Below are 23,599 nucleotides of genomic sequence, written 5' to 3'. Positions count from 1 at the left end.
CAATGAGTTTATTAGATGTGAAAGACCTTCGGGTGGAGTTCTCAACTCCAGAAGGCAGTGTAACCGCGGTGAACGATTTAACCTTTTCACTGGAAGCAGGGCAGACCTTAGGGATTGTCGGTGAGTCAGGCTCGGGTAAAAGCCAAACCGCTTTTGCTTTAATGGGGTTGTTGGCGAAAAATGGCATCATTACTGGTGAAGCGCTATTTAATGGCCAGCAAATTTTGAACTTGCCAGAGAAAAAGCTGAATGCCATCCGGGCAGAGAAAATCGCGATGATTTTCCAAGATCCGATGACTTCTCTTAATCCTTACATGAAGGTGGGGGAGCAGCTTAAAGAAGTATTACGCCTGCATAAAGGGATGAATAATAAAGAAGCGCATGTTGAAGCGCTGAGAATGTTAGATGCGGTTAAAATGCCCGAGGCTGAAAAGCGTATGGCGATGTATCCCCATGAGTTTTCTGGTGGGATGCGTCAACGGGTGATGATTGCAATGGCACTACTTTGTCGACCACAGTTATTGATTGCCGATGAACCTACCACCGCCTTAGATGTGACAGTGCAGGCGCAAATCATGACCTTACTGAATGAGCTGAAAAGTGAATTTAATACCGCCATTATTATGATTACCCATGATTTAGGGGTTGTGGCTGGTCTATGCGAGAAAGTACTGGTGATGTATGCCGGTCGTACCATGGAATATGGCACTGCAGAAGAAGTATTTTATCGCCCAAGCCACCCTTATACCGAAGGTCTGCTAAAAGCGATCCCTCGTTTAGATACAGAGGGCGAAATTTTACCGACCATTCCTGGGAATCCGCCTAACTTACTTCGCTTACCGCAAGGTTGTCCTTTCCAAGAGCGTTGTCATCGTGTTAGTCAACGCTGTTTAGATGAAAGTCCGATCCTGACTCATTTTGGTGGACAACGTCAGCGTGCTTGTCATAACGATTTTCATTTATCGGGAGGACAATCGCATGAGTGAAAAAAACTTGTTGCTTGATGTCGTAGACTTGAAAGTATACTTCCGCATTAAAGATGCAAAAGCATTGCCTTGGACTCCCGCAGCTGCCTTGAAAGCGGTTGATGGTGTGTCATTAAAACTCTATCAGGGTGAAACCTTAGGGGTGGTTGGAGAATCGGGCTGTGGTAAATCGACTTTTGCTCGAGCGGTGATTGGTTTGGTTCCGGCCGAAGCAGGCAAAGTGGTGTGGTTAGGCCAGGATTTAACTCGCTTGCCACATAAAGAGCTGCGTGAGAAACGCAAAGAAATTCAGATGATCTTCCAAGATCCATTGGCCTCGCTTAACCCGCGGATGACGATTGGCGACATCATCGCCGAGCCATTAGAAACCTTTTATCCCAAATTGAACAAGCAAGAAGTCAAGCAGCGGGTTCAAAAAATGATGATGAAGGTCGGCTTGTTGCCTAACGTGATTAACCGTTATCCACATGAATTTTCTGGCGGACAATGTCAACGAATTGGAATTGCGCGCGCGCTGATCCTCGAACCAAAGATGATTATTTGTGATGAGCCAGTGTCGGCGCTGGACGTTTCTATTCAAGCGCAAGTGGTTAACTTGCTGAAAGAGTTACAAGCGGAAATGGGCTTGAGCCTTATTTTTATTGCCCATGACTTATCAGTGGTTAAACATATTTCTGACCGCGTTTTGGTAATGTATTTAGGTAATTCGGTTGAACTAGGCACCTCCGATGCCTTGTTTAATAAGCCAAGTCATCCTTATACCAAAGCCCTGATGTCAGCAGTACCAATCCCGGATCCGAAGTTGGAGCGTAGTAAAACAATTCAACTATTGGAAGGCGATCTACCTTCGCCAATTCATCCTCCTTCGGGCTGTGTTTTCCGCACTCGCTGTCCTATTGCGACGGAACAGTGTGCGAAAACTAAACCGCAGTTGCTTGGCAATGACCAGCACTCGGTCAGTTGTCTTCATACCAGCGTGTAAAACGCCTTGGTTGGTATCAAAAGCTAGGCTAATAAGCCTAGCTTTTTTATTGGATAAGGTCCCTCATAAGCTGTCTCTTCAATAGGGGAGTGGCGCAAGCTATTAATTTAACTTAGCTGTTCAACTTAGCTAACTTGCTACTTACATTTTAGGTTTAGTTTATTTACTTTTTAGGCGTGTGGCGTGAGCTGACTCTGACTATTTGTCACTGCTTATTTTGTGTTAGTAGAGTGTGAAGTATTTGGCATAACCACATCGACACTCAGTGGAAAATAGCGCTAACGCTATCATTTTAAGGGATCTATTGATGCTGTATTTTGAGTTTCTATTTCTGTTGCTCATGCTCTATACCGGCTCTCGTTACGGTGGGATTGGATTAGGGGTTGTCTCGGGGATTGGTTTGGCGATTGAAGTCTTCTTCTTCAAGATGCCACCAACCTCACCGCCAGTCACCGTGATGTTAATCATCTTGGCGGTGGTGACCTGCGCTTCAATTTTGGAAGCTGCCGGCGGCTTAAAGTATATGTTGCAGGTGGCCGAGAAATTGTTAAGAAAGAACCCTAAACGGGTGACTCTTATTGCCCCTTTTGTGACTTATACGATGACTTTTCTTTTAGGCACGGGTCACGCAGTGTATTCCATCATGCCGATTATTGGTGATGTGGCTTTAAAAAATGGGATCCGGCCTGAACGACCTATGGCGGCTTCATCGGTGGCTTCGCAAATCGCGATTACCGCATCGCCGATTTCTGCTGCAGTGGTTTATTATTTGGCTCAGCTAGCTGATCTTCGGGCCGATATTACGTTGCTATCTATCTTGATGGTGACCGTACCGGCAACCTTGTTTGGCACACTATTGATGTCTTTATATAGCTTAAAACGCGGTAAAGAATTAGATCAGGATGAAGAATACCAAGCGCGCTTAAAGGATCCGGTATGGCGTGAAAAAATACTCAATACCACAGCGACTTCTTTAGATGAGGTCTTACCGAGCAAAGCCAGAAATGCCGTTCTGTTATTTCTAGCTGCGATTGTAACGATTGTGATTATCGCCATGGTGCCAGAGATCCGCACCATCGTTGATGGTGATAAGCCGATTAAAATGTCGGTGATTATTCAAATGATGATGTTGGCTTTTGGTGGGGTGATTCTACTCGCAACCAAGACTGACCCACGTGATGTTCCTAATGGTGTGGTATTTAAATCGGGCATGGTTGCAGCCATTGCTATTTTTGGGATTGCCTGGATGTCGGATACCTATTTCCAATACGCCATGCCCCAATTTAGAAGTGGTATTGTGGAGATGGTGACTAATTATCCATGGACCTTTGCATTGGCGCTCTTTATTGTGTCTGTGGTGGTGAATTCTCAAGCTGCTACCGCGCGGATGATGTTACCAGTTGGCTTGGGTCTGGGCTTAGAACCGGCATTACTGATTGGTTTAATGCCTGCGGTATATGGTTATTTCTTTATTCCAAATTATCCATCCGATATTGCAACGGTTAATTTTGATACGTCTGGAACCACTAAGATTGGCAAGTGGTATTTCAATCACTCGTTTATGTCGGTTGGCTTAATTGGCGTGATTGGTGCGAGCTGCTTGGGATACGTACTGGGACAAATTATTATTGGTTAGCGGTTTGATTGGGGGGCTCATCTTGAGTGACCCTTGTTCAAGCCAAAAATAATAGGGAGGCTTTAAGCCTCCCTATTATTTGGGGGATGAGTCGCCCGATAAAGCAAACGATACCGCTTTTAGCGTTGCGGTTGTTGCGGGTCGAGTAAATATATAAGTCCTTCCGGTAATTGGGTTCGCCAAGCCAACATGTCATGACCGCCAGCTATTTCACTGAGCTGACTTTGATACCCTTTGGCATCTAACAGGCTTTTTAAACGTCGGTTTGGGGGCAATATCCATGTTTCTTCAAACAAGCCAGCACTAAGATACCAGCGTACTGTGCTGGTTGGTTTGAGCGCAAGCTGTTGAGTGAGCCATTCAGGTTGATGCTGGCGACTCGGGTCCATCTTTGGCCCCCACCAAAATGAACCGGACAAGCTTAGAACGCCGCCAAATAACTCGGGATATAGGGTTGCTGTGCATGCTGCTGTTAAACCTCCATAGCTAGAACCTGCTAAAATGGTTTGTTTTGCAGGTGCCGTAATGTTTTGCTGCGCGAGCCATGGCAGTAATTCTTTTGCTAAAAAAGATGAAAACTGAGGGTTGCAGGCTAATTCTGTTGCGCGGCTTTGGGCGCTGGGGTTACTGATAAATACTGCGTTCAGCGCCGGTATTTTTTTAGCATTGACTAAGTTATCCAGCAGTTGTGGCGTTTGCGCTTGCTGAAGATAACTCTCGGCATCGAAAAAGATAACTAAGGGCAGGCTAGAATCAGCAGCGGGATTGGCACTGCGATATAGATAAACATCGCGGCTATTGTTTAATATTTTGCTGCTTATTTGGCTTTGGCTTAGCGTTCCCTGATGTGTTGCTACGGGTGTTAGCCAAGGCTCTGCGGGGGCCGCAGCCAGGCGTAATATCGATTTACTGGTATATTTATCTTGTCGTTCAGAAAAATGCCAAGTGTTCGGATTGAAGGGGTCCCGTTGCGCAGTACTTAAAATCGCAACGCGTTGTGCTCGGCCACTTTCAGCAAGGGTTGGGACATCGGGGGCAATTTGATAGGAAAATAGACTGTTGTTGGGCAAGCTTAGACTTAAATACCAAATGTCGCTATCCTCAATTTGCTTGAAGGTGTGATGTTCGTGACCGGGTCCGCCGAGCAGTTTGACATTGTGTTTGGCACCTCGCCAGAGGAAGGTGACTAAGGAACTGCCCTTTGGCTCATCGATGCGATGGGGCGCAATGGCTTCGATGAGTGGGCTGCCGATATGCGATATCTGTTGCCAAAATAATTCGGTATTGCCCGCTTTGACATATTGATCGATCAGCTCTTGCAGGGTTTGGCTGGCGAGTGTGGTTTGAGCAGTTTTCATCGCTAAAGCAGGTTTACGTAATTTTAGGGTCAGCTGATTCGGGACTGCGGCATTGGTGAGTGTTAACTGATAATTGCCACTTTGCTGGGCGACTAAGTGAAGACTTTGTCCTTGACTCGGGCTGAGTAATAATTGCTTTATCCGCTTGCCATTTGGGTCATCTAGGGTGGCTTGTTCGAGTTTATTGGTGGCCGAAAACTTACCGCTGAGATAATCCCCAGACTGAAGTGCGATGGACCAAGAATGGGATTGATGTGCATCTAAGGAAATCGTTTGCTCGATGGGAAGGGGGGCCGCGGCGAGTTTTAAGCTTAATAAGCAACATAAGCTGGGCAATTGTTTCACGAGTTTTCGGGATGTTTTTTTTCGAGAAAGAGGCATAAAGGCTCCAAATTGACAAGGAATACCAAAGCCAGCAAGGCTTTCAGGAAGCCTTTGACTGACTTTGGTATGGCTAAAAGTGCGTTAATTTAGAAGTCGTAATTAGCACTTAAGTAGACATTTCGCCCTAACTCATGACCGCTAAAGTCTTGCGATTTTTCGTCTAAACGAAGATCAAACAGATTTTTAACACCAGCTTTAAGGTTTAGCGCAGTGGTTGCCTGGAAGGCAAGGCCTAAATCCACGGTGGTGTAAGCGGGCAGCTCGGAGCCCGAATTATATTGTTTGCCGGTGTATACCGCTGAAACGATGCTATTGAGTCGTTCGCTCACCCACCAGTTTAGATTGGCATTGGCCACATGTTCAGGGCGATTACTTAATGGGTTGCCTGCGTTGTCTTCAGCATCTAGATAAGTGTAGTTACCCAATAAACTAATATCTTGGGTGATATCTACCGCACCCGACAGTTCGACACCTTGTAGTGTTGCTTCGCCAACGTTGTCCCACCATCTGCTTGGCGTACCATTGATGACCGCATATTGTGCTTCAATTAAGTTTTCAACTTCGCTGCGATAAAGTGCCACGCTGACATCCCAAGACGCTTGAAGATACTCAAAACCTAATTCATAGTTGACACTGGTTTCGGCTGCTAAGTCAGGATCTCCTGAGATTGAACAACCACCACCACAGCTAATAATCTGATATTCAGGATTGGTTTGATAGGTTTGTGGTGCTTTGTAGGCCTTGCTTACCCCACCTTTTAGAGTTAAGGCATTGCTTGCTTGATAAACCAGGTAGGAACGAGGTGTAAAATGACCACCAAATACTTCATGATCATCGTAGCGTCCGCCCAAAGTTAGGGTTAATTTATCACCTAAGCTCAGCTCATCTTGCAGGTAGACTGCATACATGGTGGTATTGGCTTCTCCGCTGGGTTGGTAACCAACTGGATCTTTGATTTGCTGCTGTTGTAACTCTCCACCTGTAGTGATGTTGTTGAATCCGAGCTCGGTATTTATAGAGCCGTTAATGAGCAAGTTATTTTCTTTGACTTGGCGTTGTTGCGGGGCGTCGTAGCGATTGTTGTAATCATCGATGGTACTGGTTTCATAATTTGCGTAGAGCGTTGAACTACCCCAGGCCCATTGCCCGCGGTGTGTTGCGCCAAAGGTCATGCGATCAATCGCCTGAGCACGAAGCGAGCTAATATCGCCATAGCTTGAATAGGGCCGCTCATCATGGTTATAGTTGAAATCAAATTCTGCTTGTTGTTGGCTATTGATATCCCAATACAAAGTGGTGTAAATATTTTGGCTATTTTTGGCTTCTAGGGCGGGTGCTTCTGTCCCCATATTTTCATCTAAGTACCAAGCATCTCGGTCGTAGATTTCACCAGCAATTGATAAGCTGAGCCGATCATTGAGCTGTCCTGAAGCGTACAGGTTGGTTCGGCTCTGAGCGCCTTCGTCACCGGATGTCATCACAACATTATCTTGACGAATGCTTCCTCCCCAAACTTTACCTGGTGCCTTGGTGATGATATTGATCACGCCTCCAATGGCATCGGAGCCATATAGGGCAGACATCGGGCCACGAACAATTTCTACTTGAGCAATCGCATCTAAGGGGATTGAGCTGTAATCAAAATCACCGCCCCGCCATAGTGAAGCAGAAGAGGATACCCGCTTACCATTGACCAAAATAAGGGTGTAACCTTGATCCATTCCCCGAATGTAAATGGCATTGCGGCCACTGCTATCGCTGTTATTGATAATGCCTGCGTATTTTTCCAAGATATCGGGTAAACCGTTAACCGGTGAAGCTTTAATATCTTCAGCGGTAATTACGGTGGTGAACGCGGGGGCAGTTTGTACTGTATGTTCGGTTGACGAAGCGGTCACCACCATCACCGGGTTATCAAGCGGGGCATCAGCCGCGATGCTGCTGTGAGAATTAAGTAAGACAGCAGCGACCAGCAATGCCAGTTTACTTTGAGTGAGGGAGAGGATCGGGGGAAGTGAGTTATTCATAACGCTCCTTGTAGCATAAAGTTTAGTTTTAAAATTTGTTGCTGATTTTGGGAAGGTCATCCAATTGAAAAATTCATTCATGAAATCAGACTATTACTCAGTGTTCGTAATAGTATCAATATTGAATACAAATAAGAATGATTTTTATTTGATATTTGTAGTGGATCTTAAAAAAGGAGTTTTTAGATCATTTTCGCCAGATTTATTTAATCGTACCGTTTAAATAAATCGGCTGAACGAGTTTATGTGACGCTGACAATATAGTTATTTTAGTCATTACTTTACAATTCGCATGAGAATGAAATGTGAAGAAGACTAGGGTCGCTTCATGTTTCGTGGTTCATTTTGTTCGAAAGAATATAGAAGTTGAGCTTAACCTCTGCGGTATTGCTTAAGCCGTTTTGAGTGTAAAGTTTGGTTGAATTGCTTGTTCTTGAGATATCACGCACTGCACCGAAACTTCCGTGGATAAACATGCAAGCAGAAGGGATCATCATCTTCAACCTTGAATAGCCTGAGGAGGCGATTAAACAACATGCCCCGAGTCGATCATTTTTCACAACGTATCGAGACCGAATGGAAGAGAGCCCAGTGCCGTCAAGCGAGTTTTAGTTTTTATCAAAGTAGCGACGCAGAGAGTCTTGCTCGTTGGGCTTCTGCATTTGCCGAGCAACAACAGTTATCGTTGAAACTGATTAGCCTGAATCAGCAAAGTATTTACTCTCCTTACCGAGCCTTGTTTGCCTTGTTTATGCATCAGTTGCCACAATCTAATTATTCAGTGGCAGCCTTAGTGAAGCTTGCAACTGATTTTGTTCCCTTACAGCAGTGCTTAAGTGGGCTATTAACCGGAAAGATTAATCCTCGAACTGAATTATTGTTAATGGATGATTTGTATTTTGAGCAGCGAGCTTTACAGCAGGCTATTTTACGTTTAGTCGAATTGTTGTTGGATGAACCTTGTATTTTGGTGATGACGGGTTGGCATTTCGCTTCTGCTTCCGCGATTCAAACTTTAATCGGCTTAGTCAATCATCAACTGAAAAATCCAATTATGGTGATGATAGAGGTGGATACCCAGTATGCACTTAGTCATCGCCAAGATGACGAAGCATGGGAAGGTTTTCTTGATTGGTTGGATGATATGACTTTGTTGTATCGGGTTCCTCCGAGTCAAGCCTTATTAAAGCCGATTTGGCACTATCGGGAACAGGGTGAAGTCTCGATGCAATTAGTGGCAGAGAATATCCAGAGTATGGCGTGGCCAGAAGCTGAAGCTGCTGCAAGGGTGTTGCTCGATGCGGGGGACGTAGCAAGCCCGGCTGTTGAACAGTTACAGTTACAACTTGCTGAAGCCTTACTTTATCAGGGAGAATTGAATGAGGCGGTGACGGAATTAGAGTTAGTATCGGTTTCTGAAGCGTCTCCCTGTCGCACGGATGATAGGGTAAAGCAGCTTAACTTACTGAGCCTAAGTTTAGTCCAACAGCAGCGTTTTGAAGAGGCAATGCAGTATTCAGAAGCCGCTATCGAAGTCGCAGAGCAGGCGGGTCATGGGCGGCTATTGGCTCAATCTTGGTTTGTGAATTATTACGCCCATGATAAGTCTTCGACACCTGTACAGCTAAAGCAGTTTGAGCTGCTTGATAAAACATTGCATCGTTATCAGATGAACTGCTCCCGATTATATGCTCTACGTAATTACTATACCTATTTACGTTTTTATGAGGAGCTGGAGGCAACGCTGGCACTGGAGTTTACTCAGAAAGCGGTTAATTTAGCGCGTAAAATTGGCCATCATCAAGGTATTGCCGCCAGTTATCATAGTAAGGGGATCATCTATTCCTATGTGGGCCGTTATCATGCGACTTTTCGATGTTTTGCGATTAGCTCTCGGATCCGGGAAGCATTGGGGGAGGCCAGTGAACGGGTGCGAATGTATAATGGGACTGGTTATTTTAACACCTTGCTTGAGAAGTATCCCGAAGCGCAACAACAGTATTTGGCCGCCTATAATATTATTCGCCATAGTGGCGATTATTCAGAGCTGGTGGCAACTCTTTACAATTTTGCTTGGTTGTATTTTTGTACTCGAGATTATCAGCAAGCCAGTGACGTGCTTGAGCAGTTGGTTCGGGTGTGTCGGATTAGGCAAATGACTCACTTCCCATTTCGTAACCTCTATGATGTATTTAGTCTGAAAGGTTTTTGTCATGCGAAGTTAGGTGAGTTAGCAAGAGCTCAGCAATGTCTAGAGCGGATGCAGGGGCTACCGTTTAAACCCTCTAGCACGGGTGAGTTTTTAATGAGCTTGCTACAAGGCGCTTTATATGTGGCAGATGAGCGCTTAGATGAAGCTCGGCAAGTATTTGAAGCTGCCCCCGCCATTTTGGGGGACGTCGTGGATATGGATACTCGTTTATTGCCGCAATGTAGCTGTGAATTGCTAGAAGTGTATAGTCGTCAGGGGGATTGGCTAGGCTGTGAACGGCTATTAAGCCAAAGCTTAGCGATGTGTGAGTTATTAGACTTACCTCATTTTTCCCAAATTTTTATCGATATTCAGCAAGTTATCAGTCAGCGAAACGTCTTTTATTCTCGACAGATTAAAGCGGTCCGTTTATTACCGGTACAGCTTTATCTCGAAGACTTGGTGCGAAATGCGAAGCAAGGGATGCAGTTACGCCAAGTGCAACAGCGTTTGCGAGAGATGCAATTGATTAGTCGAATGCAATCTCTTCCAGAGCGCTTTGACAATAGTCAGGATCTAGTCAACGAAAGCTTGAAATTAGTTTGTGGTAATTTCACGGTACAGCGAGGCATGATCCATTACCTAAACGTTGACCAGTGGCAGGCGTGGACCGAGGTCGGTCATAGTTTGCCAGACTCTCAGGTACAGCAATATCTTCATAAGATTAAAGAACACCAGAACATTTGGGTCGAAAATAGTTTCTTCTCTAAGGGAGAAGATGGCAAGCGTGCCACCTATAACTCGCTGGTGTGTTTACCTATTTTTGTGGATGGGCACCTTTATGCGGCAATGACTTTGTGTAACGTCAATAGTAATCGCTACTTCGATCGTCAGGATCAAGATACCCTGCAATTGGTGAGCCGACAGCTTGGCAGTCAATTACAGCAGCTAAGGCATCGAGAAAATCTGTTAAAAATGTCGACCACCGATCCTTTAACGGGCTTGTTTAATCGTCAAGCCCTATTGGCTCGCCTTGAACAAGAGTTAGTCATTTGTGCGCAGCAATCTGGCAGTTACTATTGCTCTTTAGCCTATATAGATTTAGACAACTTTAAACTTGTGAATGATTTGCTTGGTCACGATGTGGGGGATCGCGTACTTTGTGCGTTTGCCGAGATACTGATTCAAACGATGCGAGCCAGTGATATTGTTGCGCGTTGGGGCGGGGATGAGTTTGTGGTGGTATTCCCAAATGTGAGTCACAGCCAAGCGAAGATAAGCGCAGAGCGTTTATTAGATAACTTACAATTACACCATTATTTAAAACCACAATTAATTGAGTGGGCCGACAGCCTTGAGTTAGTGGAGAATCTACCTGATTTAACCTGCTCCATCGGGATTACCGATTGCGGTGGTATGGTGCATACGGACTTAAATGAAGCGTGGTTGTTAAAACAAGCAGATAAAGCTTTGTATAAAGCCAAGGCCGAAGGAAAAGGCCGGGTGAAAGTGATCAGTCGATGAAGTCGGCTAGGCGATAAGCAACGCTTTCATTGCGGACTAACGCCACTCAAAGTTTGGCAATATATTGGTCGCTTATCGCTCGCTTCATTTACCATAAATGAAACATAAGCTTAGTTTGTTCAAACAGCGTGGTGCTGCCAACCTTGTATTTGCCTAAGCCCATCTTTAAACTGTTGATTATCTCATTATTTTTATGAAGGTTTGTGATAGTCATTACTCATCTTTTGGGGGATAGTGAGTCATCGACCATTCATGTGTTTGAACATAGGGAATCTTGTGGCAGTGACAGTTGTACAAACTTTGCTTGTTGGAATTGGTGCAGTAGCGCTCATTGCGTGTAGTGTTAGCATGAGTAAGCAATTCAAAAATAATCATATTCCAGCGATAGAAAAAAACCCATTAAAGTTCTTCTATGTTCGCTACTTTGGTGAACCCAAGTGGGCCGACCAAGCGGCCCAGGCAGCAGATATACCGCGCCAGTCTGTCGATAGCCAATTAATTAATCGTGTTGATGAGGCGACCAAAATTACTTGGTTAGGCCACTCTAGTTTTTTGATTCAAGTTGCTGGAGTGAATTTTTTGACCGACCCGGTGTTTAGTGAACGAGTTTCACCGATGTCTTTTGCTGGACCGAAGCGCCTTGTCCCACTTACCTTCGATTTAGAAGATCTACCCAATATTGATTTTGTGTTGATATCGCATAATCACTATGACCACTTAGATGAAAATACCATTAAACATTTGGGGAATCGGACCAATTACTTTGTGCCTGAAGGCCTAAAACCCTGGTTTGAAAAACAAGGAATCGATGCTCAGCGAGTCAATGAACTTGCTTGGTGGGACCATCAAACCTTTGGTGCGGCGAGTATTACCGCAACCCCGAGCCAGCATTGGTCTGGAAGGGGGGTATTTGATCGAAATAAAACCCATTGGGCAAGTTGGCTAATTGAACTGGGCGGCAAACGTTTATGGTTTGCTGGTGACACCGGTTATAACCCTTATGATTTTAAAGAGATTGGCCAATGGGCAGGCGAAATTGACGTAGCCTTGATTCCTATTGGGGCCTATTCCCCTAGGGGTTTTATGAAAGATCAACATGTTGATGTGGCAGAGGCGATAAAAGTGCATCAAGATGTGCGTTCAAAATTATCCATTGGCATGCATTGGGGGACTTATCCATTGACTGCCGAACCAGTGATGGAGCCTGCTGAACTGCTGGATAAACTGACTCAAACGCAATTGGATGATAATAGCCAGTTTATCCATATGGCGATTGGTGAAACCCGAGTCTTTGAGCGAGAGTGATTTGCTTGCCGAGATTTGTTGCCTTGATTTTAGGTGTGCTGCTGGTGGCCCTATAGAGGGGCGAAGTCAATCATCCAAATTGATTTCGAGTTTCCGTCTCTTAGGGTAAAATCCCCTGCTGTTCCAATAGATGAGATATGTGGCGATTAATATTAAAATATTATCCGAAACTGAAGTCAGCTGTTCTAATTGCCATGCTTGCTGTTGTCGATTAGAAGTTATGATTATTAGCGACACAGGGGTTCCCGACCATCATATTGTTGTTGATGAATGGGGCGGTGAAAGCATGCTACGTTTAGATGATGGCTGGTGCTCAGCGTTGGATCGTGAGACTTTACTGTGTTCTATATATGAAAACCGGCCTTGGATCTGTCGCGAATTTGAAATGGGATCCTATCAGTGTCGAAATGAGAGAGCGCTATCGATGCTCACTTGATTTCCCATCGAGCTAGAACACAAAGTTCATTTATTTTATCAAGCATTTCACGACAGAAGCCTTGCTGGATAGTCCATTCGAAGTTTATGTCGGCATTTCAGTTACAAAGGATGATGTTAAAACATTCCGCAGGATGCACCATTTCGCTTCGAGCGATGGAGCGTGAATGTGGTATGGAGATGAAATGAAAGAAAGCTGTTTGTGTAGTGAAGTCTCATTTATCTTGTCTGGAGAGTTACCTGCGATTTTTGTCGTTGTTGTGGAAGCTCGGGTCCAAATACTTCATCGGATTTAAAGTTCGTTTGGGGGCTGCTTGGTTTATTCTCCACACGGATCAAGGCAGACGTTGCAGCTTATGTTTATGTTGACTCAAGAGCTGATTGGAATTCTGATTTTTTTGGGGGGATTCTGTACCCAAATTTAAGAGATGCCAAGTGAGCAAGCGTGGTTAGCGCTGCGCAATAAAAATATCTCGAACAAATAGCCCGTAATGTCGCACCAACAAGGGCTAATTTTTACTTAATCTAGCGTATGTGGTCCCTATAAACAGGCGATAGCCAAAGTGTTTGCTCTTAGGCGTGGCATTCGGTGAGTTAAAACGCTGTTTCCATACCTTTGCCCATCATATGAATTAAGCCTTTATCTCAGTAAGAGCTTATCTAATTAGAGTGATCGGTTCTCGATGACGACCGCCCTATGCCAGCTTGTGGTTCCTGGAGTGAGTCAACTTTTTTGGGGGAGTTAGTAATGATGGGTAAGTTTATTAAAATAAAGGATATTTTTTGCTACGGAAGTTTGTTTTTGTGAATCAATTCAAATCATATATAGAAAAACCAGACTTCGATCTTCTTTTTTAAAACTGCTTTTTAATAATATACAACCATCGTTTCTTAAAGCTGTACCGATATAGTTAGCTGAACTGGGTCGTCATTGGTCATTCAATGGCCAACCGTAAAAGTGCTAGCGATGTTTTATTTTGTACAGAGCATTTGTCGATTATTTCATTGGCTGTGGTAAAGCAGAGAAGCTTGTCGACGACTAAACATAAGTATTTGGAGAAGCAGAATGAAGTTGGTTAAAAAAACTTATTTAGCCCTGATGCTGGCAGCCGCTTGCACTGCAAGTTCGGCTTATGCAGAACAAGCCGTGACTTGGGAAAATAGTGACTTACATACGGTTTCATTGATCATGAGTGAGCCGATGATGAAAGTCGACGGGAGTTATCATGAGCTACTGGATGCTTATTATCTAAAACCACTGATGACTAAAGAGAAGGTGGTGATAGCGCCGTTAGACGATATTTTTGATGAATTAAACGGTGAAATGTCTTTTGATGGTAAGACGGTTGAGTATCGTTTAAATAAAAAAGTTGTGTCGATGGTGCTTGATTCTGCTGATGCTGTAGTGAATGGTAAAACGGTCAAGGCTCCAGCCGCACCCCAGATCATAGAGGGGGCCTTGTATGTGCCATTTCGCTTTGTATTTGAAGGACTCGGCGCTAAATATACTTGGAATTCATCTAGACACATTGCCGAAGTAACGCTACTACGCCCTAGCGGTACCATCTTTAAAGCGCATAAGGGCAAAATTTCGGCCAAGACTATTCTCAAACAAAAACCAGAGTGGTTTGCCTCTAAAGAAGCGAAGAATGTGGCAGAGGCTATGCTAGCTAACCAAAATGTAGATGGCGGCTGGTTTAAGATTGGTAGCTCTAATGATTTATCGGTTGCTTATGATCGTGATACTTTTCCCACTTATCGTCAGAAATCTACGATTGATAACGATGCCACGAACTTGCAAATTGAAGTGTTGGCGAAGATTAACCAACAGCATTCAGATCAACGTTTACAAGAAAGCATCATTCGTGGGGTTGAGTATTTAATTAATGGGCAATATGACAACGGGGGTTGGCCACAATTCTTCCCACAAACTCGAGGCTATCATCGTCATGTGACGTTCAATGATAATGCTATTTCTAATACGCTCAATATTTTAGAAGAAGTGGCGAATAAAACTAAAGATTTTGCTTTTGTTTCTGATGACCTAGCGACCCGCGCGAAAGCCTCAATGAATAAAGGGATCCGCTTTATTCTCGATAACCAAGTGGTCGTGAATGGCGTGAAGACCGGATGGTGTGCCCAATATAATGTGGATACGCTTGCCTGTGAACGCGGTCGCTCATACGAGCTTGCATCAATTAGTGGTGATGAGAGCGTGAAAGTGATCAAATTTTTGATGAGCATTGATAAACCATCATCAGAAGTTGTTGATGCGATTAATAGTTCTGTGGCTTTCTTGAAGTCTCAGAGCATTAAAGATAAAAAATTAGTGAAGACCAAAGACGACACTCTTGAATTTGGTCGCAACCGAATTGTGATTGATAAACAAGGTAGCACCGTATGGCCACGTTTTATCAATACCGAAACTCTGCAACCGCTATTCTCTAATCGCCAAGGCGATCACTTGGATGCTTACGAAAAAGTAAGCTACGAGCGTCGGGTGAAATATAGTTGGTTGGTAACGTCACCGGGTAAATTAATTAAAAATAATTATCCTAAATGGCAAGCGAAATACTCGCCTAAGGTGAACGTTTTAGCTGAGTAAATAGAAAGACCTTAATCCTGTTCTTTAATCCTTGTTCCTGTGTTAAGTAAAAGCTTTAAGCCGAAAGGCTTAAAGCTTTTTTTTGTGAAATAAAGCGCTGTGATGGGCCTTATTTTCAAAGGCTATAGCGTAACTTCAGCTGATTTGGATGCGGATTTAGGTAAGCCTGCATCGCAACATAGTGATTAGGGTGCTCGCGCAAGTAGTGTTGAATTAAACTAATCGGAACCAGTAAGGGAAGTAAGCCTTCACGGTACTGGTGGATCCGTTCACTCAGCTCTTGTCTTTGTTCCGGATTTAATTCGCGTTTGAAATAACCTTGCAAGTGCAGCAATACATTACAGTGATTTTTACGGCTGCAATTGTGTTTAAGAATTGCCATAAACTGAGCGATGTAGGCGTTAAAACCGCTCTGGTCATGATTACCGTTTAAATTCGCGACTAAGGGACCCAAATGACGATATTTTTCTGGGTGGTGGGCCATCAATAGGTACTTGAATTTTGCATGAAAGCGCTGTACTTTCGCGACACTCAGGCCCTCGTCGGCCAAGCTTTTCCACTCATGGTAAGCAAACACTCGGTTAATAAAGTTTTCCCGAAGTAAGGGGTCATTCAGCCGGCCATCTTCTTCTACAGGAAGCAAGGGATAGGCCTGCATTAATTTAGCGGTGAATAGGCCGCTGCCATCTTTAGTTGCGTTGTTCTTCTGCGGATGATAAACACTGACTCGTTCCATGCCACAGCTTGGTGATTTAGCGCAGACGATATAACCGCTAAGATGACCGAGTTGCGGCAAGCGACGCTCGGTATAATCATGCATTTTTTCAGTGACATCGAAGCTGCCATCACTGGCCTGCAGACTGATCCGCTGGTCATCCTGAACTAAGCGAATCGCTTTGCGAGGGCTACCCATGCCAATCGCCATCTCTGGGCAGGTGGGCTCGAAGCTAAAAAACTCAGCCAACTCGACACGACAGAAGCGTGATTGCTTATGTCCGCCGTCGTAACGAACTTCTTGGCCTAATAAGCAGCTACTGATGCCGACGGAAATTTTGTCGCTAGAGAATCGGTTCATGATGCTTTCCCCTGGTTGTCTTCATTCTTAATACGCAAGTGAGCGTGGGGCGATCACTTTACGCTGAAAAAAATTCGATCTTTGGTCGTGTCTGTCTATCCTAGTTGTTGATTCAGTTTGGCTGCGAGCCGGAGGCCAGCTTTGACGATTTGTAATTCTAGGCTTGCCCGGTGACGATTAACATATGACTGGCCAAGTCGAGGACTAGAAAATTGATAGGCCTGTGGCACCAGTTGACGAGTCTCGGCTATCCACTGAGGATAACTTAAATGAATCTCGAAAGTTTGTTTGGAATAGTGTTTGATGAGCCACTTGGCATAGTTCTCAGGGGAGTCGTCGCGGGTATTTAATAGCTGACTATCCCAGACTCGATGGAGGTTTGAGGGTTTACCGTACCAGCTAATTTTGCGGGTATTTCCGCCGCGATCTTGGGCATAACCAAGGTGTAAGGGTTGGTGAAGATCGGCGAGTAGGTGTACATAAAACTTTAAGGCTTGCTGTTGTTTGTTGTGGCTCGCTGCTTGAGCGAGTTGTCGCTCGAAATACTCGAGCTGGCTGAGCACATCACCTTTTGCTGAGCGCCGTTGTTGAGCAAGAGTTTTCCCCTTGTCTATATTCAGGTAATGCCAAGGTCCGGTATGTTGCCATTGTTTTTGGTCACGAATTTTATCGGCCCAGCTTGCGACGTCGACCAGTGACTTTCCATCGAGAATATCGCTCACCCGTTGAGTGACGGTAGGCGTTAAATTCTGTTGGGCAATATAAGCCACTAACTGATGGCCCAAATGACCAAAAGCAAAACAGGGAAAAGAAATCAAGCAACAGCACAATAGCAGATGAAAACGTTTCAAGTTGCGACCTCAATGTCGCTAACAGTTCACTCGAAAGCTGTTAGCGAGCGTGATTAGGATTTACAGCAAGTCTAAAATGGTTTCTGCTTTACTTCGCTCAAAACTTTTTGCTTGTTCAACATTCACCGTTGTGACCGTTAAGTCGTCGATAATCAAGGCATAGCGTTGTGAACGAATACCGCCAAAACTAGCGGTGTCCATTTCTAGACCTAGCGCCTTGGTGAAGCTCGCATCTCCGTCGGCTAGCATCATTATTTGCTCAGCATTTTGCGCTGTTCCCCAGGCTTGCATTACAAAAGCGTCATTCACTGCGACACAGGCGATAATATCCACACCTTTAGCCTTGATTTGATCGGCTAAGATCACAAAACCTGGTAGATGGGCTTCGGAGCAGGTGGGCGTAAAAGCACCGGGTACCGCGAATAAGACCACTTTTTTGCCAGCAAACAATTGATTCAGCTTATGGGTTTTCATACCGTCGGCGGTTAATTCGCTTAAGCTAGCTTCGGGTAACTTTTGTCCAACTTCGATCATGCAGACTTCCTTTTAGATTGAATCAGGTGAATACTCGATTGCTAAGACTAGAGCCTATTCTTGAGTTGGGCAAGCAAGTCTTGGCTGGGATTGAGACAGCAGGCCAGTAACTGATGATTAAGTTGTTCGAGTTGGGGCAGGTCTTGACCAATCAGTTCTAGTTTGTTGATGGTATTGGCAGGTAAGTATTCGATGTGAGTGTGTTGTCCAAGGCGATTCAGTAACAAGCTTCCTTGGTCACATTGGCATAGGACTTTGGCTCGAAGTAACTCTAATGTGTTAATAAATGCAGCTAGTTGTTGCGCTTCAAAACGATATTGTGCAGGCAAATGCCAGCCGATACTGGTATATCCTTCAAGGTGCTGAACCTTGCAGATAGCTTTAGTTAGCGGGGCTTGTTGATCGTTTACGGCTGTGAGCGCTTGCTCTTGTAGAGACCCATCGAGTGAATTTGAGCCTAGACTGAATGGCTCTGGTTCCTTTGCTTTAGACCCGTTTACATCTAAATAGTTTAGAGCTAACTCTCCTCTACGGATTGCGAGTAAGGGGGTGGCAGATAGCCCGAGCTGCCGAAGAAAAGCTTGCAGTTCTTCTAGGTCCTTCGATTGATAGCTTTCGCTTTTGCTGGCAAGGATCAGATCTGCAATTGCCAACTGTGCTGCAAAATTGGGGTGTGAGGTATAGCGGGGGTCGGTAATTACTCGAGCATCTACTAAGGTGAGTGTCGCCGCGAGCTGTAAGTGTGCTTGAGCACTTAAGCTTTGCAGGCGTTGCCGAATTTGTTTGGGATGGCCGAGGCCGGTCGGTTCGATTAATAAACGGTCTGGTTTTGCCGTTCGTAATAGTTGTGTCAGCGCCACCTGAAACGGCACCCCTGCAGCGCAACATAGGCATCCTCCGGGGACTTCTTTGATGAATACCTTTGAGTCGGGGTCTGCGGCGGAAATGAAGTCGGCATCGAGACCTATTTCGCCAAATTCATTGCTTAAAACGGCCCAACGTTGCTCTGGAGGCTTGTTGGCCAGCAGATGTTTAATTAAGGTGGTTTTTCCTGCACCTAAAAATCCAGAGATAAGATTGGTTGGCACAGCTTTAGTGATGATTTGCATATAACTTTTACCTAGAGATCGACTGCGCCAATTTATAATGCAGCGTTTAGTCGATTATTCTTTCATTAGGGCTGACTCAATGCCGCTAATTTATCACAGATGTGCGCGCCAATTGGAAATGCTGAGGTTGCCGCAGGTGAGGGGGCATTACAAACATGTAAGCTACGTGCGCTTTGGGCAAATAAAAAGTCATGTACTAAGGTGCCATCACGAAGTACAGCTTGGGCGCGGATCCCGGCTGGGTAGGGGCCAAGATCATGGCGCTGTAGGCTCGGGCAGTATTTACGTACACGCTGCAAATATCCAGATTTAAAGAATGAGTCTTTGGTTTCACTCAAGCCACTGCGAAAGTGTTGTTTGGCGACCTTCCAAAACCCACTGAAAGCTAGCATTTGCTTGATATCACAAAGATTAAATGCGCCTTTTTGATAGCCTTCGCGAGACCAACCCTGAACTGCATTAGGCCCCACCGTAATGGAACCGTTGATCATCTTGGTCAGATGTACGCCCAAAAATGGAAGTTCTGGATCGGGGATCGGGTAGATCAGGTGTTTAATGAGTTGATTATGGCGCGCAGTCAATTGATAGTACTCACCGCGATAGGGAATGATTTGAAAATCGATGTCTATGTCTAACATTTGGCATAAGCGGTCGGCCATTAAACCACCACATACGACTAGATACTGGGTATCAATGCTCGTTTGTTGGGTCGTAACGCGGATCCTGTGGGGATCTTCGTTTAATTTTATTACTTGCTGAGCGAGCTTTATTTCACCGCCTAAGTCTTGAAATAGTTGCGCTATTTTAAGGCAAATTTGTTGGTAATCGACAATCCCTGTGGCGGCTACTTTGAGAGCGGCTAAGCCGCAAATGTTCGGTTCCAATTCCCTGAGCTGCTGGCCATCGAGTCGTTCAACTTGAATGCCATTCGCTTGGCAGCGTTGTTCGAGTGCCTGCATTCTACTGAGTTCTAGGGGATTACTGGCAACTAACAGTTTTCCACATTGTTCTACCGGAATATGATGCTGCTTACAAAACGCGAGCGTTTGCTGGTGGCCTTGTTTACAAAAGTTGGCTTTCAGGCTGCCCGGTTGGTAATACACACCCGCATGGATCACGCCGCTGTTATGGCCCGTTTGATGCTGCGCCAATTGAGTTTCTTTTTCGATTAGCAGGATCTTGGCTTGCGGGTGGTGTTGCTGAAGCTGCCAAGCGGTAGAAAGTCCAACAATACCGCCGCCGATAATGATGTAATTGTACATTTTAGTTACTTTCCGTTTCGAGCATCATGCTGTCATTGTGCCCGAGCACTGCTGTTGATACAAAATTAGTGTGAGCAAGATTAAAGGATACAAGATGTTAATGATTATTGTTTAAGGCAATGCTAAGGTGAATTTATCGATGAGGAGTTTCGTTTAATGATCGACTTTACGATTTGGCATGGTTTGTTGCTGTTGGGAGTTGGCTTGGTAGCAGGGGTCATCAATACTTTAGCGGGGGGCGGCTCAAATTTAACGCTACCAGCCTTAATGGTCATGGGAATGCCCGCCGAAATCGCCAATGCCACTAACCGTGTTGGTATTTTTTTACAATGTCTCACGGGAGCCTTAGGTTTCAAGAAACATGGTCAATTAGATATCGAAGATGTGGTTCCTATCTTGTGGCCAACCATGGTGGGGGGATTATTTGGGGCCGTTGCTGCTTCTTATGCTCCCAGCTGGATCATTAAATATTTGTTGCTGGGTGCGATGTTGACGATGGCTGGACTGATACTGATTAAACCCAGTGTCGTTGCTGCGGAACCGGGAACCCAAGCTAAAAAAGTAAGGCAGACGCCCGCCGCCAAATGGAGTCTGGCCTTGTCTGGTTTTTACGGGGGCTTTGTTCAAGCGGGAGTCGGTTTCATATTGGTCGCGGCCTTAGCTGGCAGTCTACGCTACGATTTAGTGAGAGCAAATGCACTTAAGTTAGTTTGCACTTTGGCATTTACTAGCATTGCCTTGGTGATCTTTATTGTTCGTGACCAAGTGTTGTGGTTACCAGGGAGCGTATTAGCGGTGGGTTATATCATTGGCGCGCATTATGCGGTTAAATTTGCCATTAAGGCTGCCCCCACAACTTTGAAGTGGTTTTTATTTGCGATGACCTTAGTGGGCTGTATTGCGGCGCTTTGGTTTTAATTTGGAAGCATGCTCATGAATCGTTTGTTACTGGTTTGCTTTAGTCTGCTGTTGATGTCTGCTTGCACTGCTAAGCCTGAGGGTATAGAGCCTGTAGACAACTTTGATTTGTCTCGTTATCTGGGGACTTGGTACGAAATTGCGCGCCTCGATCATTCCTTTGAGCGAGGCTTAAGCCAAGTGACTGCGACTTACAGTTTAGCTAGGGATGGCCGAGTGAGAGTGCTCAACAAAGGCTTCTCTGAGCAAAAACAAACTTGGTCTGAGGCGAAGGGCATCGCCAAGTTTGTCGATTCACCAAAGGTTGCGCATTTAAAAGTCTCTTTCTTTGGTCCTTTCTACGGAGCCTATGTGGTTTTTGTATTAGATAAAAACTATCAATATGCGTTGGTTGCTGGACCCAATCGAGATTATTTATGGATTTTGGCGCGTAATCCCGAGATCTCCCCTCAGCTTCGAATTGATTTATTAAAGAAAGCCAAAAGCTATGGTTTTGATACCAGTCAATTGATTTTTGTCGAACAACGCCGGCGACGATAAATCATTGTTGAATCAAATTTGGTGCTATTCCTGAGCTGAGAGTTATGCGCTTTATGAGCAATATAACAGTGTTGCATATTTTGATTTAGTCACGAGGGAACCATGATGTGGACTAAAGGTTTGGTTATACAACGTATTGATTGGAATGAACAATTATTTAGCTTACGGATAAAAGCCGATATTGAACCATTCACTGCCGGCCAGTTCATTAAGTTATCGGAAATGCGAGATGGAAAACGTATCGCTCGAGCTTATTCTTTGGTGAATCCTCCTGACAGTGATTATTTAGAGGTTTTAGCCATTAAAGTTGAGCAAGGTTTATTGTCGCCCAATCTACATTCCCTGCAGCTTGGCGATTGTATCGAAGTATCCAGCAGAGCCTCAGGCTTTATGGTTTTAGATGAAGTCCCTGAGGGGAAGCATCTATGGCTGCTCGGCAGTGGGACGGGGATTGGTCCATATTTTTCAATGTTAGAAACTGCTGCGGTATGGCAGCGCTTTGAAAAAATTGTATTAGTTTATGCCGTCAGTTACGCTCAAGATATCGCCTATCAACCGTTGATTGATAAATATAAAGCTCAATATGCAGAGCAATTTATTTTTCAAGCAATGGTGACTCGCGAAGTTTATCCTGATGCACTCAAGAGTCGTATTCCTTTGGCGATCGCCAATGGGGCTCTGGAGCGCGCCGTTGGTTTAGAGTTTAAGGTAGACAATTCGCAAGTGATCATCTGTGGAAATCCTGAGATGATCGCGGATGCACAGCGAGAGCTAGAGCATAAAGCTTTGATTAAAAACCTGCGCAGGAAGCCCGGACAGATCACCGTAGAGCGCTATTGGTAGTGTGGATTGACTTTATTGTGATAGAATCGCTTGAAAATTACACTGCGTTTACAGCTGCATTCAGTTTTGCGGCATGTAAAGCAAAGGAATCATTTGTCAGCTTTTTTTACACTTAGCGTTTAAAATATCAGGTTTGGTTTGTAAGTTATTGTTTAAATAGATTAATTATAGTTGGCTTGAAATTTGCTTTGTATGAGGCAGTAAAAGATTAAATTTTAATAGCAGGATGCTAGTTGGGAGGCGTTGTGTTTAAACATATTTTGTTAGTAGCAAGTTGTGCTTTATCTTTGTCGGCTGTTGCTGCAGAGCAAGTGTGGGATTTCGATGATGGAACTCTGTCCGGAACAAATTATGGCAATACGCTAGATTTAGATGGTTTGAGTGTTCAAGGTTGGTCCGATACCGGGACTCGTCGCGAAGATGAAACCTTAGCGAATACTCGATTGAGTTATAGCGATTATTGGGGCCTGATGTCTAAAAATCAGGACGAACGCTCTGGGTCACCGAGCCATGCTATCGACAGCTTTGGTAATGACCATGACATGGTGCTATTAAGCTTTGATCAGTCAGTTAACCTGTCTGGTTTTACGCTTGGTTGGGCCTATGAAGACTACGGTTATAGTTCATCAAGTAGTGCCGATGTTAGCGTTCTCGCCTATTCCGGTAGTGATACGCCAGTTTTATATGGCCAAACTTGGGACGATTTGGCTGGCTTGGGTTGGACCACCGAAGCGGAAGTTGCGGATGCAGATGAATTTGCCTATCAGGCCATTGACTCCAGTGCTAGCTCTAAATACTGGTTGATTGGGGCATACAATCCGATATTTGGAAGCTTCGGTTGGTCTGATAACAACGATGCCTTTAAATTAGCGGGGGCTAAGGCGACTCCAGGTGAAGATCCTTTACAACCAGCAACCAGTGTTCCTGAACCTGGCACGGTGATGTTGTTAGCCATGGGTCTATTTGGACTTGCTTTACGTAAGAACAAGCGCCAAGCATAATTTAACTGAACTCCTTTTTAGTTTAAAAATACG

At 44.7% G+C, this 23,599-nt stretch carries 19 protein-coding genes; 12 read left to right on the top strand and 7 right to left on the bottom strand.

The window, feature by feature from the left end:
• Nucleotides 1-2 precede the first annotated feature (2 nt).
• From oppD to ACRRS1_RS15520, 3 genes are all read left to right on the top strand, one after another.
• Complete coding sequence (gene oppD, locus ACRRS1_RS15530; RefSeq protein ID WP_432452283.1) at nucleotides 3-986, top strand: oligopeptide ABC transporter ATP-binding protein OppD; 984 nt, start codon at nucleotides 3-5, stop codon at nucleotides 984-986.
• Complete coding sequence (gene oppF / locus ACRRS1_RS15525; protein WP_432452284.1) at nucleotides 979-1,968, top strand: murein tripeptide/oligopeptide ABC transporter ATP binding protein OppF; 990 nt, start codon at nucleotides 979-981, stop codon at nucleotides 1,966-1,968. The genes oppD and oppF overlap by 8 nt, the downstream gene beginning before the upstream one ends.
• A 307-nt stretch (nucleotides 1,969-2,275) precedes the next feature.
• Nucleotides 2,276-3,604, top strand: coding sequence for an anaerobic C4-dicarboxylate transporter (locus ACRRS1_RS15520; RefSeq protein WP_432452285.1), 1,329 nt, complete (start codon nucleotides 2,276-2,278; stop codon nucleotides 3,602-3,604).
• A gap of 119 nt (nucleotides 3,605-3,723) precedes the next feature.
• On the opposite strand, the gene ACRRS1_RS15515 is transcribed toward ACRRS1_RS15520, so the two are convergent.
• Both ACRRS1_RS15515 and ACRRS1_RS15510 read right to left on the bottom strand, forming a co-directional pair.
• Entirely contained in the window at nucleotides 3,724-5,343 is a 1,620-nt protein-coding gene (locus ACRRS1_RS15515; RefSeq protein ID WP_432467420.1) for an alpha/beta hydrolase, read from the bottom strand.
• A gap of 89 nt (nucleotides 5,344-5,432) precedes the next feature.
• Nucleotides 5,433-7,373 carry a TonB-dependent receptor domain-containing protein gene (locus ACRRS1_RS15510; protein WP_432467421.1) on the bottom strand — a complete coding sequence of 647 codons (1,941 nt, stop codon included), beginning with the start codon at nucleotides 7,371-7,373 and terminating at the stop codon, nucleotides 5,433-5,435.
• Nucleotides 7,374-7,908: 535 nt separating this feature from the next.
• Between ACRRS1_RS15510 and ACRRS1_RS15505 the strand changes: the two genes are divergently transcribed.
• The 5 genes from ACRRS1_RS15505 to pelA all read left to right on the top strand — a co-directional run bounded on the left by ACRRS1_RS15505 (nucleotide 7,909) and on the right by pelA (nucleotide 15,433).
• On the top strand, nucleotides 7,909-11,088 hold the full coding sequence (locus ACRRS1_RS15505) for a diguanylate cyclase (protein ID WP_432467422.1): 3,180 nt from the start codon (nucleotides 7,909-7,911) through the stop codon (nucleotides 11,086-11,088).
• 348 nt (nucleotides 11,089-11,436) lie between these two features.
• A complete protein-coding gene (locus ACRRS1_RS15500) occupies nucleotides 11,437-12,393 on the top strand; it encodes an MBL fold metallo-hydrolase (RefSeq protein ID WP_432452289.1) in 957 nt (318 codons plus the stop codon).
• A 130-nt stretch (nucleotides 12,394-12,523) separates the two neighbouring features.
• Nucleotides 12,524-12,829, top strand: a complete 306-nt coding sequence (locus ACRRS1_RS15495; RefSeq protein ID WP_432452290.1) for a YkgJ family cysteine cluster protein — start codon at nucleotides 12,524-12,526, stop codon at nucleotides 12,827-12,829.
• 166 nt (nucleotides 12,830-12,995) lie between these two features.
• Nucleotides 12,996-13,124, top strand: coding sequence for a hypothetical protein (locus ACRRS1_RS15490; RefSeq protein ID WP_432452291.1), 129 nt, complete (start codon nucleotides 12,996-12,998; stop codon nucleotides 13,122-13,124).
• Nucleotides 13,125-13,894: 770 nt separating this feature from the next.
• Complete coding sequence (gene pelA / locus ACRRS1_RS15485; RefSeq protein WP_432467423.1) at nucleotides 13,895-15,433, top strand: pectate lyase; 1,539 nt, start codon at nucleotides 13,895-13,897, stop codon at nucleotides 15,431-15,433.
• 115 nt (nucleotides 15,434-15,548) lie between these two features.
• Here the strand turns inward: pelA and ACRRS1_RS15480 are convergent, their stop codons facing one another.
• The 5 genes from ACRRS1_RS15480 to lhgO form a co-directional block, all read right to left on the bottom strand.
• Nucleotides 15,549-16,508: a YbgA family protein gene (locus ACRRS1_RS15480; protein ID WP_432452293.1), complete on the bottom strand. Its 960-nt coding sequence runs from the start codon at nucleotides 16,506-16,508 to the stop codon at nucleotides 15,549-15,551.
• A gap of 95 nt (nucleotides 16,509-16,603) precedes the next feature.
• On the bottom strand, nucleotides 16,604-17,359 hold the full coding sequence (locus tag ACRRS1_RS15475; RefSeq protein WP_432467425.1) for a S1/P1 nuclease: 756 nt from the start codon (nucleotides 17,357-17,359) through the stop codon (nucleotides 16,604-16,606).
• Between the two features lie 60 nt (nucleotides 17,360-17,419).
• Complete coding sequence (locus tag ACRRS1_RS15470) at nucleotides 17,420-17,893, bottom strand: peroxiredoxin (RefSeq protein ID WP_432467426.1); 474 nt, start codon at nucleotides 17,891-17,893, stop codon at nucleotides 17,420-17,422.
• A gap of 47 nt (nucleotides 17,894-17,940) precedes the next feature.
• A complete protein-coding gene (locus ACRRS1_RS15465) occupies nucleotides 17,941-19,002 on the bottom strand; it encodes a CobW family GTP-binding protein (RefSeq protein ID WP_432467427.1) in 1,062 nt (353 codons plus the stop codon).
• Nucleotides 19,003-19,067: 65 nt separating this feature from the next.
• Nucleotides 19,068-20,264 (bottom strand): L-2-hydroxyglutarate oxidase, encoded by a 1,197-nt coding sequence (lhgO, locus tag ACRRS1_RS15460; protein ID WP_432467428.1) that lies wholly within the window; start codon nucleotides 20,262-20,264, stop codon nucleotides 19,068-19,070.
• Between the two features lie 156 nt (nucleotides 20,265-20,420).
• Between lhgO and ACRRS1_RS15455 the strand changes: the two genes are divergently transcribed.
• From ACRRS1_RS15455 to xdp1, 4 genes are all read left to right on the top strand, one after another.
• On the top strand, nucleotides 20,421-21,182 hold the full coding sequence (locus tag ACRRS1_RS15455; protein ID WP_432467430.1) for a sulfite exporter TauE/SafE family protein: 762 nt from the start codon (nucleotides 20,421-20,423) through the stop codon (nucleotides 21,180-21,182).
• Nucleotides 21,183-21,197: 15 nt separating this feature from the next.
• On the top strand, nucleotides 21,198-21,722 hold the full coding sequence (locus ACRRS1_RS15450; protein ID WP_432459817.1) for a lipocalin family protein: 525 nt from the start codon (nucleotides 21,198-21,200) through the stop codon (nucleotides 21,720-21,722).
• Nucleotides 21,723-21,827: 105 nt separating this feature from the next.
• Nucleotides 21,828-22,565, top strand: coding sequence for a ferredoxin--NADP reductase (locus ACRRS1_RS15445; protein WP_432456159.1), 738 nt, complete (start codon nucleotides 21,828-21,830; stop codon nucleotides 22,563-22,565).
• A gap of 245 nt (nucleotides 22,566-22,810) precedes the next feature.
• Nucleotides 22,811-23,566, top strand: coding sequence for an exosortase-dependent surface protein XDP1 (gene xdp1, locus ACRRS1_RS15440; RefSeq protein ID WP_432459816.1), 756 nt, complete (start codon nucleotides 22,811-22,813; stop codon nucleotides 23,564-23,566).
• Nucleotides 23,567-23,599: the final 33 nt, after the last annotated feature.

Origin of the sequence: Agarivorans sp. Z349TD_8, assembly GCF_050870825.2 — a bacterium.
Classification (GTDB): domain Bacteria; phylum Pseudomonadota; class Gammaproteobacteria; order Enterobacterales; family Celerinatantimonadaceae; genus Agarivorans.
This window is presented reverse-complemented; position numbering and strand designations above follow the sequence as displayed.